This window comes from Mycolicibacterium arabiense (genome assembly GCF_010731815.2).
GTDB classification, from domain to species: domain Bacteria; phylum Actinomycetota; class Actinomycetes; order Mycobacteriales; family Mycobacteriaceae; genus Mycobacterium; species Mycobacterium arabiense.
Window position 1 is genome coordinate 4,855,022 of record NZ_AP022593.1, and the last position, 13,279, is coordinate 4,868,300.

Below are 13,279 nucleotides of genomic sequence, written 5' to 3' on the forward strand. Positions count from 1 at the left end.
GCCTTTTCCCCGCGTAAGGTGCCAAACCGTGGCGATGACGCTGTTTCACAACGGGACCGTGTGGACGGGGTTGTCCGAGGTGCCCGTTTCCGATGCGCTGCTCGTCGCCGACGGCGTGATCGCCGGCCTCGGTGACGCCGCCCGGTCGGCGGCCGCCGAGGGCGAGGTCGAGGAGGTGGACCTCGAGGGCGGCTTCCTCATGCCGTCCTTCGGTGACGGTCACGCCCATCCGATGTTCGGTGGACTCGAGTACGTGGGCCCCGCGGTGCGGCCCTGCGGGTCGGTGGCCGAGATCGTCGAGGCAGTGCGTACCTACGCCGAGGCGCATCCCGACGAGGAGTGGATCGTCGGCGCCTCGTACGACGGCAGCCTCGCCGAGGGCGGGCTGTTCGACGCGCGGTGGCTCGACGAGGCGGTGCTAGACCGGCCCGTCGTGCTGCGCGCCTGGGACTACCACACCGTGTGGTGCAACTCCGCGGCACTCGAACGGGCAGGCATCACCGCGGACACGCCCGACCCCGAACTCGGCGAGATCCCGCACCGCGACGACGGCTCGGTGCTCGGCACGCTGCGCGAATGGGGTGCGATCGACCTGCTCACCGCTGTCATGCCGCCGCAGGACGAGGACGTTCGGATCGCCGCGCTGGGCACCGCCGCCGACTACTACCTCGCCAGGGGAGTGACGTGGGTGCAGGACGCCTGGGTCGAGCCCGGCGACGTCGACACCTACATCGAGGCCGCGCGCCGCGGAGCCCTGCGGATGCGGTTCAACCTCGCCCTGTACGCCGACCCGCGCCACTTCGACTCCCAGGTCGAGCACTTCTCCAAGGTCAAGCGCCGGGTGGACCAGCTCGGCTCCCCGATGCTGACGGCCAACACGGTCAAGTTCTTCGCCGACGGCGTGGTCGAGAACGAGACCGGCGCGCTGCTGGCTCCCTACTGTTCGGGCCTGCACCGGCATCCCGGGGGGCAGGAGCGAAGCGACTCGGGGGAGAAGGTCGGCATGACGGTGTGGGAGGGCGACAGCCTCTCCGAGGCGGCCCGCCAAATCGACGACCTGGGTCTGCAGATCCACATCCACGCCATCGGCGACGCCGCCGTGCGCCAGGCGCTCGACGCGATCGAGTACGCCGCCGAGTGGAACGGCCCGCGCGACCGCAGGCCCGTCATCGCCCACGTGCAGTTGGTCGACGACGCCGATCTGGCCAGGTTCGCCGAACTGGGCGTCATCCCCAACATGCAGCCGCTCTGGGCGCAGATGGACGCGCTGATGACGGTGCTGACCATCCCACGGCTCGGGCAGGAGCGCGCCGACAAGCAGTACCGGATGCGCACGCTCGAGCAGTCGGGTGCACCGCTGGCCTTCGGGTCGGACTGGCCGGTGTCGTCGGGCGCCCCGCTCGATGGCATCGCGATCGCGGTGTCGCGGCAGACGTCCGACGGGCAACCCGACGGCGGCTGGGTGCCCGAGGAGATCCTCACCATCGACCGCGCGCTCACGGCGGCGACGGCTGCGGTCGCCGACCAGGCGTTCGGCGAAGGGGTATGGGGGCGCCTGGTCCCCGGTGCGAGTGCCGACCTGGTGTGGCTCGACGGCGATCCGCGCGAAACGGCCGCGCTGGACCTGCCCGGTCTGCGCATTCGCGGTACCTACCTGCGGGGTGCTCCCGCGTTCACCGCTTCGTAGAAGGGAATGCCGATGTCATCGGAGCCATTGGTGGGAATCTCTGCCGACCCCAACGAGGGAAGGCTGAAACGAGCGCTCGGGGTGCCGTCGCTGGTGCTGTTCGGTCTGGTCTACATGGTGCCGCTCACCGTGTTCACCACCTACGGCATCGTCACGGTCGAGTCCGGGGGCCGCGTGCCGTTGGCCTACGTCGTGACGCTGGTGGCGATGATCTTCACCGCCCGCTCGTACGCGCGCATGGCCGCGGCGTTCCCGGTCGCCGGTTCGGCGTACGCCTACACGCAGAAGACGTTCGGTGCGCCGATCGGCTTCCTGGCGGGCTGGTCGCTGCTGCTGGACTACCTGTTCCTGCCGATGCTCAACTACATGGTCATCGGGCTGTACCTGAACGCCGCCGTGCCCGCGATCCCGCCGTGGGTCATCATCCTGGTCACCATTGGCATCGTCACGGTGCTCAACATCGTCGGCATCGTCTCGGTGGCGCGGGCCAACTTCCTGATCATCGCGATCCAGGCCATCTTCATCGTGGTGTTCCTCGTCATGGCGGTCGCCACCATCTCGGGCTCGGGCAGCGTCGACGTCATGGCGCCGTTCCGCGGTGACGGCACCGCAGGCGGCATGGGTCCCGTGCTGGCGGGTGCGGCCATCCTGTGCCTGTCGTTCCTCGGATTCGATGCGGTGTCAACGCTTTCCGAGGAGGCCAAGGACGCCCGGCGAGACGTGCCCAAGGCGATCATGTTGGCCACGCTCATCTGCGGCGTGCTGTTCATCATCCTGTCGTACGCGTCGCAGCTGGTGTTCCCGTCGAATGCGTTCGAGAGCGTCGACACCGGGTCGGTGGACGTCATGACCGCAGCCGGCGGAGCGTTCCTGTCGGCGTTCTTCACCGCTGCCTACGTCGCGGGCGCGACCGGATCGGCCTTGACTTCGCAGGCGTCGGTCGCGCGCATCCTGTACGCGATGGGACGCGACGGCGTGCTGCCGCGCAAGGTGTTCGGGCACGTCTCGATCAAGTTCAGTACGCCCACGTGGGCAATCATCGTGATCTCGGTGATCTCGCTGCTGGCCATCGTCATCGACCTCGCGATCCTGGCATCGGTGGTGAGCTTCGGTGCGCTGGTGGCGTTCTCGGCGGTCAACCTCACGGTGATCAAGCACTACTTCGTCGACGAGGGCGAGAAGAACGTGCTGAACAACCTGATCCTGCCGTTCATCGGCTTCGCGCTCACCGTGTGGCTGTGGACCAGCCTGTCCATGGAGGCGCTAACGATCGGGCTGATTTGGTCGGCAGTGGGCGTGATCTGGCTCGCCGTCGTCACCCACGGCTTCCGGCGACCAACGCCCGTGCTCGACATGACCGAGACGTCAGGTCCAGTGGTGGGCCGCGGCGACCAGGCCGTCGATCAGCGCGGCGGTGGGCCGCGCTAGACCGTCGTCGCCGGCAGGCCCGCTGCGCGGGCTGATGCCGCGCACGCGTGGTGTGAGTTCGAGTTGCATTCCGCCGCGGCGGGTTCGGTTCACCGGGTTGTCGGGGTGCAGGCCGCGCAGCTCGCGCGGGATGGCGTCGAGGTCGGTGATCACCTGGAAGCCGGGAATCGACACGTGCCGCGCGACGTGGGCCGCGAGGTCGCGGTCGGCGCCGCCGGCGAGCAGGTGGGTGCTGCGCCCGATCCGTCCGTACCCGTGCAGCGAGATCGCGTGGTCGACGTGGTCGAGGAACTCGGCGAGCCGGGCTGATTCGTCGGCGCGGTAGGCCGCTGACGAGAGGTGGTACGGGTAGTCGACGGGGTGGTGCACTACGTAGACCGAGGCGCCTGCCGCTTCGGCCGCACGCTCGGCGATGACGTCGGTCATGCGCTCGAGGCCACCGCCGTGAATGGCCAGGAAGCCGAACGACGAACGCAGCGTGCAGCGTTCGTCGATCTCGGGATCGGCCAGCAGCTCGGTGAGCGACTGCGGGCCCGGCGTGTCGGTCGGGGCGAGGCCGCGGGGCCAGTTCGCCGGATCCCAGCGGTGCAGGAACTCCACCCAGCGCTGCGGCAGTCCGTGGTGGCGGGCGCCTTCGATGATCCGCTCCAGGTAGCCCTCTCGCGGGGCGCCCGGTTCCACCCGGTGGTCGATGTAGACCCATGCCCGCAGCGGTCCGCGTTCGGTCTGCACGACCATGCTGTCGCGGCGATAGCGCACCGGCACGCCCTCGGCGCTGTCGAGGACGTCGAGGTCGCGGTCGCTGACGTGCCACAGCACGCCGTGTACTTCGGCGCCGACGGACGGTTCCACCGTCGCGACGCCGCGTTCGTTGATCAGCCAGTCGTGGTCGGCGAGGGTCGCGGGCAGCGGGTCGACCGCGTCGGGACAGCGCCGCGCCATCTGCGCGACGTTCAGATTCGATCCGTAGGCGAAGTACGGCTGCATTCAGCCCGTGACGGTCAGGTAGATCAGCACCACGTTCAGCACACTAATCACCCCCGCCACCAGCCAGCCCAGCGCGGTGGTGACGCGGTGGTTGACGTCGTCGCCCATGAGCGCGCGGTCGCTGGTCAGGCGGACCAGCGGGATCAGCGCGAACGGGATGCCGAATGACAGCACCACCTGCGAGAGCACCAGCGCACGGCTCGGGTCGACGCCGACGGCCAGGACCACCAGCGCCGGGATCAGCGTGACGAGCCGACGCAGCAGCAGGGGATAGGACCGGCGTAGCAACCCCTGCATGATCATCGCCCCGGCGTAGGCGCCGACCGACGTCGAGGCCAGGCCCGACGCGAGCAGGCCGATCGCGAAGAACAGCGCGACCGTGTGGCCCAGCGTCGACTCCACGGCCGCGTGGGCGCCCTCGATCGAGTCGGTGTTCTCCATGCCCTGCAGGTTGGTCGCGGCCACCAGCAGCATGGCCAGGTTGACCGCACCCGCGACCAGCATGGCCAGGCCGACGTCGTACCGGGTGATGCGCAGCAGGCGCCGTCTTGGCGCACCGGATTCGGGTTGGCCGTGCCGATCCCGCGCGAGACCCGAGTGCAGGTACACCGCGTGCGGCATGACGGTGGCGCCCAGCATCGCGGTGGCGAGCAGGATGCTCTCCGGGCCCTCGAAGCGCGGCACCAGGCCACCGGCCACGTCGGCGGCCGACGGCGGCTCGACGACGAGGCTGGTCAGGAAGCCGATCGCGATGACGAGCAGCAGTCCGCTGATCACGCGCTCGAAGACGCCCTGCCCGCGGTGGTTCTGGATCGCCAGCAGCAGCAGCGACACCGCGCCGGTGACGACGCCGCCGACTAGCAGGGGGAGGTCGAAGAGCAGGTATAGCGCGATGGCGCCACCGACGACCTCGGCGAGATCCGTTGCCATGGCCACCAATTCGGCCTGAATCCAGTACGCGATCCGGGCCTTGGTGCTCGCTCGGTCGGCGACCGACTCGGGCAGCGACCTGCCGGTGACGAGGCCCAGCTTGGCGGAGAGGTACTGCACCAGGCCCGCCATGACGTTGGCGACCAGGATGACCCACACCAGCAGGAAGCCGAATTGCGCACCGGCGCTGACGTTCGCGGCGACGTTCCCTGGATCGACGTAGGCGATCGCCGCGACGAAGGCGGGTCCGAGCAGCCAAAATCCATGACGCTGACGCGTGGCGGGTATCGGTAGCACTTACCTACTTCCCATCCGGTGTGACGAATAGAAAAGTTAGGTTAGCCGAAACCTAGGTCGTCGGCCAATCAGGGGCGGTCAGCCCAGGCCGATCACGAACCCGCCAAATCCGAAGCCGCCGCCGTACCAGGGCCAGTTGTTCATGACCGGCGGCGACGTGGTGAGTGACGAACTGCCGTTGGTGCTGCATATGGTGGTCCGCGGCGCGGTGTCGACGCACGTGGGTTGCGCCGACGCGGGTGCCGCGAGCACCACTGCGCCAGCCATGCCGACGGCAGCCAACAGGGGGGTGAGAATGCGGGGATGAACGCTCATGACCTGCTCCGATCTACGGAGGAAGTCTACGCCCGTCGCCGGGAAATGGACCCGACGATCAGCGGTGACCGCCGCCGCCTGCGCCGTGGTTGCCCCAGCTGCCACCGCCGATGATCAACGCAGGTCCGTAGAACTCGTCGTCCCACGGGTACGGGTACGCCGGCGCCGGCGCAGTGGCATTGATCTGGACGTTGCCCGGCGACTGGCACTGGGTGATCCCGGTGCCCGTGTAGGTGCCGCCTGGTGTCGTCTGGCACGTCGGCTCCGCTGCGGCGACCGGCGAAAAGGCAACGGCGACAACGGCACCCGCCGCAGCGACCAATGGCAGGAAGTAGCGCGTGGCTGTCGTCATGGCGGATCCCCTCAGGTGGTCGCTGTGGCGTTCACAGTGAACCGACAGCGTACAACCCACGGCCCGTGACCAGGGGCAGGTCGATCGTGGTTCGGATGCCGGGCGCTGCGGCCACGACCTCGGGCAGGGCGTTGACGACGCGGGCTGCCGTCGCCACGAGACCGGCGTGGTTGTGGTCGCCATTCGGACTCGAGAGGCACAGGTCGACGGTGTACGACGGTTCACCGGTGATCTCGATGCGGTAGGAGCCGCCCTCCTGCGCGGGCTGCGGCCAGTCCGGGCACAGGTCGTCGCGCAGTCGCGTGACGTGCTCGAGGACGACGACCACCTTTCCGTCCTTGATGCCCTGCACCTCGAAGCGCAGCGCAGCGGCCGTGCCCTTCTCGATGTGCCCCGACGCGATGTCGAAGGCCTCGGGCGCGGGCTCGCGCACGTATTCCTCCTTGACCTCGTCGAGGTCGACGCCGAGGCCGGCGGCGAGCTGTCGGACCACCGAGCCCCAGGCCAAGCTCAACACGCCTGGTTGCAGCAGCATCGGCAGGTCGTCGAGCGGCCTGCCGAAGCCCATGACGTCGAACATCACCGTGGCGCTGTCGTAGGTGTCGTAGTTGATGATCTCCATGCACCTGACCTGCTCGATGCTCTGGCAGGTGCCCGCCAGGGCGAGGGGCAGCAGGTCGTTGGCGAACCCGGGATCGATGCCACCGACGAACAGGCTGGAGTTGCCGGTCTTGGTGGCCTCCTCGATGGGCGTGACCATCTCGGGAGGCAGTGTGGCCCAGGGGTATTGGAGGAACACGGCGCTGCTGCCGACGACGTTGACGCCGGCGGCGAGGATGCGGCGGTAGTCCTCCAGCGCTTCGACCAGTCGGTTGTCGGCCATTGCGGTGTAGACCGCGGCGTCGGGGTTGGTGGCGAGCACCGCGTCGAGGTCGGTGGTGGCCGTGATGCCGGTCGTGGTGTCGAGGCCGGCGAGGTCACCGGCATCCCTGCCCGCCTTGGACTCGCTTGACACCCACACTGCGGTCAGTTCGAAGCGGGGATCGATGATCAGCTGCGTCAGCGCGTGGCGGCCGACGTTTCCGGTGCCGATCGCGGCGACCTTGATGGGCTTGCTCGGTTCAGTCACGGTGTGTCCTCACAGGTCCGGGATGGGCATGTCGAGATTCGGGGTCGTGAGGCCGCCGTCGACCTCGAGCGTCTTGCCGGTCAGGTACGCCCCGGCGGGGGAGGCGAGGTAGACCGCGGCTGCGGCGATGTCGAGCGGGTCGCCGAGACGCCGCATCGGGGTGGCCTTCTCCATCGGGTCGCGGAGTTCGTCGTTGCTCGCGACGATCTCCAGGGCGGAGGTCAGGATCGATCCCGGCGCGATCGCGTTGACCCGGATGCGTGGCGCGAGGTCGAGTGCCGACAGGCGGGTGTAGTGCGCGAGCGCGGCCTTGGCGGTGCCGTAGGCGGCGAACCCGCGGCCGGATGCCCGCGCCATCGTCGAGGTGATGTTGATGATGCTGCCGCCACCGGAGTGCTCGAGCATCAGCGGCACGGCGGCCGTCGTGAGCGCGTGGGCCGTCGCGACGTTGAACGTGAACGCGTCGCGGAGGTCCTTCGTGGAGGTGCTCAGCAGGGCGTTGGGCATGGTGCCGCCGACGTTGTTCACGACGACGTCTAGTTTGCCGAACGCCTCGATGGCCTCGGCCGCGAGCTGGGCCGTGGCCTCCGGGTGGGCGAGGTCGGCGACGACGACGTGGGCGCGTCGGCCGGTGCCCCGGATCTGCTCGGCCATCTCGTCGAGTTGGGACTGCGTGCGCGCGGCGATGACCACGTCAGCACCGGCTTCTGCGAATGCGAGCGCCATCGCGGCGCCCAGGCCACGGCCCGCGCCGGTGACGACTGCCACCTGGTCGTCGAGCCTGAATCTGTCGAGAATCACGGTTCCTCACTTCCCTTGCCGCGGGTCACCGTAACAAGGGTGATCACGCCGTGTGAGAGATTTCTGGAACACGTTCTACTTTGGTTGTGGCGGCGGTGTGGAGCGGGTGCGTGGCGCGACGAGATGCGCGTTTTGGCGGAGAAGTGCGAGTAGGCGTCGCCAAAAGGTGCGGTTCGTGGTTGGCAGCCGCGAGACCGGCGGCGTTCCACTGGCGGGCGTCATCAAATGATGACGCGCCGGGGCGCGGCGGGGCTTGCTCGGTTCCTCAGCCGTCGGCGCCGTCGTTCCCGTCGGCGCCCGTCGAGCCCGAGTTGGCATCCGTCCCACCTGCGCCGCCGTCTCCGCCGGAAGCGCCTGTGCCTCCTGGGCCGCCGTCGCCACCCGCTCCGGGGGTGCCGATGCCGCTGCCTCCCGAGCCGACGCTGCCTCCCGGCCCCCCATTTCCTCCAGGTGCGCCTGCACCTCCGGCACCGCCGTTCCCGCCATTGCCGGCACGTGAGTCTCCTGGCCCTGGCTGGCCGATGTCGCCGCCAGTGCCACCTGCTCCACCGGGCGACCCGGGGCCGCTATCGCCACCGTTGCCGCCGTCACCGCCGATCACGGGAATGCCTTGCGAGGGGTCTCGAGTCGCCGAGCCACCGTTGCCACCGTCGCCACCCTGTCCTAACGCAGTACCGGCGTCGCCTCCGTCTCCGCCAGCGCCGCCGACCCCATTGGCGAACGAAAGAGCGGTGCCTGATCCGCCGTTGCCGCCGTCGCCTCCGTTGCCTACGAGAACGCCGCTGCCGCCGGCGCCGCCCGCACCGCCATTCGCCGTGGTGAAGACCGAACTCGCATCGCCGCCGTCTCCGCCGCTGCCGGCGTTGCCGAACGCACCGGCGTTGCCGCCTGCGCCCCCTGCTCCGCCAACGGCGACAGTGCCTAGTCCGAAGGCGTCACCCCCACGTCCCCCGTTACCGCCGTCGCCCACCAACAAGCCACCGTTGCCTCCAGCGCCACCGGACCCGGCTACCGCTGGCGCGCCAGTTCCCACACCGCCCCCAGCGTCACCGCCCGCGCCGCCGCTGCCGATCAATAGGCCACCGTTGGCTCCGCGTCCCCCGTTGCCGCCGTTGACTCCGGTTCCGCCCGCGCCGCCATTGCCAATGAGAAGTCCGCTTCTGCCTCCATCGGAACCCGGCGCGCCTGTCGCGCCGGATCCGATCAACAAGCCAGCATTCGGCCTATCGGGCGTGCCGTCGGATACGAGAGACGCCAAAAGCGTGCTCAACAGATCGGGCGGTGTTGGCGCGGTGCTGGGAAGCGCCGTCACGGTTGACACCGTCGGAGTGGCCAGCGTCGCAGTCGCTGCCGCACGACACAACAGAAAACACAAGCTCTTCGGTGGAGTGGCCGCCAGCGGGCCTTGAGTGGAGGTCAGTGCGACGATGCCCTCACCCACGGGCCGAGCGTCGTCCACGTTTAGGCCAATCGCAGAAGCCGCGGCACCGGTCGCCATCAGCCCCATAGCAACTCCCCTGCGGAGATCCATAACCATTTCCACCCCTTTAGCTGCGTACAGTCATCATCCGAAACGCACGTCGGTCAACGGAATGAATCTCAAGCTACAGCAGGGTTTCGTCAACTATCCATAGCTCTGGCGAAAACGGCGATTCGTGTTCACCGGTTTGCTGATAGCTACGGATCGCTGCGCCAATAGTGACACCGCTGTGGCCATGGCAACCTTCTGACATGGTGGCCGACCAGGGCTTGGCACGGCATTGAGATGCGCGTATTGGCGGAGATGTGCGAGTGGGCGTCGCCAAAAGGTGCGGTTCGTGGTTGGCAGCCGCGAGACCGGCGGCGTTCCACTGGCGGGCGTCATCAAATGATGACGCGCCGGGGAGCGGCGGCGCTCCAAGCGCGCCCCCAGCGTCAGCTCTTCTTGGCCGCCGTCTTCTTCGCAGCTGTCTTCTTGGCGGGAGCCTTCTTCGCGGCGGTCTTCTTGGCCGGGGCCTTCTTCGCGGCCGCCTTCTTCGCAGGAGCCTTCTTGGCGGGCTTCTCCTTCTCGTCCTCGTCCGAGTCGTCCGAGTCGGAATCGGAGCTAGAACTCGAGCCACCCTTGCGCGCCTTCACGCTGGCCTCGAGCTTCGCCAGCAAGTCGGACACGTCGTCGGTCTCGTCGAGGTTCTCCGGTTCGGGTTCGTCGGTCGTGAACGCTTCGCCGCCTTCCAGCTTGGCCTGCACCAGCTCGTGCAGCTGTTCCTGGTAGTCGTCGCGGAACTGGTCGGGGTGGAAGTCGTCGGTCATCGACTCCACCACCTGGCCCGCCATCTTCAACTCGGCAGGCTTGATCTCGACTTCCTTGTCCAGCACCGGGAAGTCGGGATCGCGGATCTCGTCGGGCCACAGCAGCGTATGGATGACCATCACGTCGCGCTTGCTGAAGTCCTTGACCCGCAACGCCGCAAGCCGCGTCTTGTTGCGCAGCGCGAAGTGCACGATCGCGACCCGGTCGGTCTCCGCGAGTGTCTTCGCGAGCAGGACGTAGGACTTCGATGACTTCGAGTCCGGCTCCAGGAAATAGCTCTTGTCGTACATCAGCGGATCGAGCTGCTCGGCGGGGATGAACTCGACGACCTCGATCTCGCGGCTGCGCTCTTCGGGCAGCGTCGCGATGTCCTCGTCGGTGATGATGACGGTTTGACCGTCGTCGGAGTCGAACGCCTTCGCGATGTCCCGGTACTCGACCACCTCGCCGCAAACCTCGCACGTCCGCTTGTAGCGGATGCGTCCGTTGTCCTTCGCGTGGACCTGGTGGAACTTGATGTCGTGGTCTTCGGTCGCGGTGTAGACCTTGACCGGCACGTTCACCAGCCCGAACGCGATGGATCCCTTCCAGATGGAACGCATGACCCAGTATTGCCCATCGAGCTAGCCCCGAAGCAGAGCGGCGCGATCCGGTGAGTCCGCGCCCGCCCGGCCGACGACGATCGCCGACACCTTCGCCGCCGCCCGGAGGACGCGTTCGAGCGTCGAGGTGTCGATCGCGGCCAGGTCGGCTCGCCGGTCGGCGCCCAGCAGACCCAGCGTCCACAGCTCGTCGATCAGCCCGGTCATGAACGCGTCGCCGGCGCCCACGGTGTCCACGACCTCGACCTTTGGCACCTCGATGCGCACCGTTCCCGCAGCGCACGTGGCGAACGCGCCGCGCTCGCCCATCGTGACGGCGACGACCGCAGGGCCGACGGACTGCCATGCCGCGGCGATCTCCTCAGGAGAGCGGTCCGGGTCGAGCCAGTGCAGGTCCTCGTCGCTGACCTTGACGACGTCGGCCTTGGCGACCAGGCGGTCTATGCGGCCGATGGCCTGCTCGCGATCGGCGATCAGGGCCGGGCGCACGTTGGGGTCGTAGGTGATGGTGGCCGAGGCCCGGTAGGCGTCGAGCAGGGCCGCGACCGCGAGGCAGCCCGGGTCGAGGAACGCCGCGATGGATCCGGTGTGCGCGACCAGCGGCGGCCCCACCTCCGGGGTGCCGGCCAATTGCCATTCGATGTCGAACTCGTAGGTGGCGGCGCCGGCCGCGTCGAGGCGTGCCAGTGCGGTCGGGGTGCGGGCGGCATTCGTGCTGCCGGGCACCAGCGCGACGCCCGACGCCTCCACGTGGTCGACGATGCGCCGGCCACGCTCGTCGGTACCGACGTGGGTGAGGAAGTCGACCTCCCGGCCCAGCCTGCCCAGCCCCACCGCGACGTTCAGTGGGCTGCCGCCGACGTGCTCGCCGGTGACTGTGCCGTCGCGCTCGACGACGTCGATCAGCGCCTCGCCGATGACCAGTGCACGCTGGCTCATGGCTCGACTCCCGCTCGCTCGTGCCTCGCTCGCGCTCGTCTTCGGGAGCTCACGACTCGACCAACTGCTCGAGCGTGGCCCGAGCGCCGTTGCGGTGCAATGAATCCAGCGCCCGAACGTAGGCGTCGGCGAACCGCGGCTGCTGCGCCAGGTCGCCGAACAGCGCGGTGTTCTCGATGAACGCCGTGGGGTTGTCGAGTTGCGACTTGGCCAGCGGCACCAGGCTGTCGGCCAGCTGATCCTGGACGTCGATCGGCTCGCCCTGCTCGTCGACGCCCTCTGCGTAGCGGGCCCAACTGGCGACGACGGCGGCGGACAGTTCGACGGGTCCGCCGGTGCGCAGGTTTTCCCGGACCACCGGCAGCAGCCACTGCGGGATGCGGTCGGACGAGCCGAAGCAGAGCCGGACGATGGTGTCGCGCACGCCGGGATTGGCGAAGCGCTCGATCGCCGTGCGCTTGTAGTCGTCGAGGTCGATGCCCGGCACCGGCTTGAGTGCCGGCGTGCCCTCCTCGTCCATGTACCGCTGCAAGAACTTGGCGAACAGCGGATCGCCCGCGGCGTCGTGCACCAACCGGTACCCGGCGAGGTAGGCGAAGTAGCACAGCGCTTGATGGCCGGCGTTGATGAGTCGCAGTTTCATCAGCTCGTACGGCGTGACGTCGTCGACGAGCATCACCCCGACGTCCTCGAAACGCGGTCTGCCGTCGGAGAAGTGGTCTTCGAGGACCCAGGAGGTGAACGGTTCCGCGGCGACGGGCCACTGGTCCTCGACGCCGAACTCCGACTCGACCGTCTCGATCACCTCCGGCGAGGTGGCCGGCGTGATGCGGTCGACCATCGAGTTGGGGAACTGCGTGTGCTCGGCCATCCAGCCGGCCAGGCTCGGGTGCTCCCGTTCGGCGTAGGCGGTGAACGCCTCGCGGGCGACGTCGCCGTTGCCCTCGATGTTGTCGCACGACACGATCGTCGGCGAGGACAGGCCGCGTTCCTGGCGCCGGGCGAGTGCGGCGGTGACGAGCCCGAAGACGCTGTCGGGTCCGGCGTCGTCGATCGTGTACCCGCCCTCGGTGATGGTGAGCGACACGATCCGGGTCGTCGGCGCGGCGATCAGTTCGACGACCGCTTCCGGGTCGTCGGGTGCGTACAGGTAGTCGACGATCGAGCCGATGACGCGTGCCTCGCGGCCGCCGTCGGCGCGCAGCGCCAACAGGGTGTACAAGCCGTCCTGGGCTTTCATGACGTCGGCCATCTTGCGGTCGCCCGGCAGGACGCCGACGCCGCAGATTCCCCACTCGTTCGCGTTGCCCGTCTCCAGTAGCCGGTCGACGTACATCGCCTGGTGGGCGCGGTGGAAGCCACCGACGCCGAAGTGCACGATGCCGATCTTCACCTTGCTGCGGTCGTAGCCGGGCTTGTCGATCGGCACCTCGGGCAGCGTCTCGTTGCTCAGCTTCATGACGCCAACACCACCATTTCGGGGTGGATCGCCGGGTGCTCGTGGTCCGAAGTCTGGGGTGTT

12 protein-coding genes are annotated in these 13,279 nt (G+C 68.5%); 2 read left to right on the forward strand and 10 right to left on the reverse strand.

Going from position 1 to position 13,279, the window contains the following annotated elements; genetic code table 11:
• Positions 1-28: 28 nt before the first annotated feature.
• Both G6N61_RS25045 and G6N61_RS25050 read left to right on the forward strand, forming a co-directional pair.
• Positions 29-1,687: an amidohydrolase gene (locus G6N61_RS25045; protein ID WP_163922617.1), complete on the forward strand. Its 1,659-nt coding sequence runs from the start codon at positions 29-31 to the stop codon at positions 1,685-1,687.
• 12 nt (positions 1,688-1,699) lie between these two features.
• Complete coding sequence (locus tag G6N61_RS25050; protein WP_198339315.1) at positions 1,700-3,115, forward strand: APC family permease; 1,416 nt, start codon at positions 1,700-1,702, stop codon at positions 3,113-3,115.
• Here G6N61_RS25050 and G6N61_RS25055 read toward each other — a convergent pair.
• The 10 genes from G6N61_RS25055 to G6N61_RS25100 form a co-directional block, all read right to left on the reverse strand.
• Entirely contained in the window at positions 3,053-4,102 is a 1,050-nt protein-coding gene (locus G6N61_RS25055) for a poly-gamma-glutamate hydrolase family protein (protein ID WP_163922620.1), read from the reverse strand. The two genes, G6N61_RS25050 and G6N61_RS25055, sit on opposite strands and share 63 nt — an antisense overlap.
• Positions 4,103-5,329, reverse strand: coding sequence for an Nramp family divalent metal transporter (locus tag G6N61_RS25060; RefSeq protein WP_235887296.1), 1,227 nt, complete (start codon positions 5,327-5,329; stop codon positions 4,103-4,105).
• A 78-nt stretch (positions 5,330-5,407) separates the two neighbouring features.
• Positions 5,408-5,644: a hypothetical protein gene (locus tag G6N61_RS25065; RefSeq protein WP_163922623.1), complete on the reverse strand. Its 237-nt coding sequence runs from the start codon at positions 5,642-5,644 to the stop codon at positions 5,408-5,410.
• 58 nt (positions 5,645-5,702) lie between these two features.
• Positions 5,703-5,996, reverse strand: coding sequence for a hypothetical protein (locus tag G6N61_RS25070; protein ID WP_163922627.1), 294 nt, complete (start codon positions 5,994-5,996; stop codon positions 5,703-5,705).
• Positions 5,997-6,027: 31 nt separating this feature from the next.
• Positions 6,028-7,125 (reverse strand): NAD(P)H-dependent amine dehydrogenase family protein, encoded by a 1,098-nt coding sequence (locus G6N61_RS25075; protein WP_235887297.1) that lies wholly within the window; start codon positions 7,123-7,125, stop codon positions 6,028-6,030.
• A gap of 9 nt (positions 7,126-7,134) precedes the next feature.
• On the reverse strand, positions 7,135-7,926 hold the full coding sequence (locus G6N61_RS25080; protein WP_163922630.1) for an SDR family oxidoreductase: 792 nt from the start codon (positions 7,924-7,926) through the stop codon (positions 7,135-7,137).
• 265 nt (positions 7,927-8,191) lie between these two features.
• Positions 8,192-8,896 carry a hypothetical protein gene (locus G6N61_RS25085; RefSeq protein WP_163922633.1) on the reverse strand — a complete coding sequence of 235 codons (705 nt, stop codon included), beginning with the start codon at positions 8,894-8,896 and terminating at the stop codon, positions 8,192-8,194.
• 944 nt (positions 8,897-9,840) lie between these two features.
• A complete protein-coding gene (gene ku / locus G6N61_RS25090; RefSeq protein ID WP_163922637.1) occupies positions 9,841-10,818 on the reverse strand; it encodes a non-homologous end joining protein Ku in 978 nt (325 codons plus the stop codon).
• A 21-nt stretch (positions 10,819-10,839) separates the two neighbouring features.
• Positions 10,840-11,757 carry a carbohydrate kinase family protein gene (locus G6N61_RS25095; protein WP_163922639.1) on the reverse strand — a complete coding sequence of 306 codons (918 nt, stop codon included), beginning with the start codon at positions 11,755-11,757 and terminating at the stop codon, positions 10,840-10,842.
• A 49-nt stretch (positions 11,758-11,806) separates the two neighbouring features.
• Entirely contained in the window at positions 11,807-13,216 is a 1,410-nt protein-coding gene (locus G6N61_RS25100) for a mannitol dehydrogenase family protein (RefSeq protein WP_163922643.1), read from the reverse strand.
• Positions 13,217-13,279 lie beyond the last annotated feature (63 nt).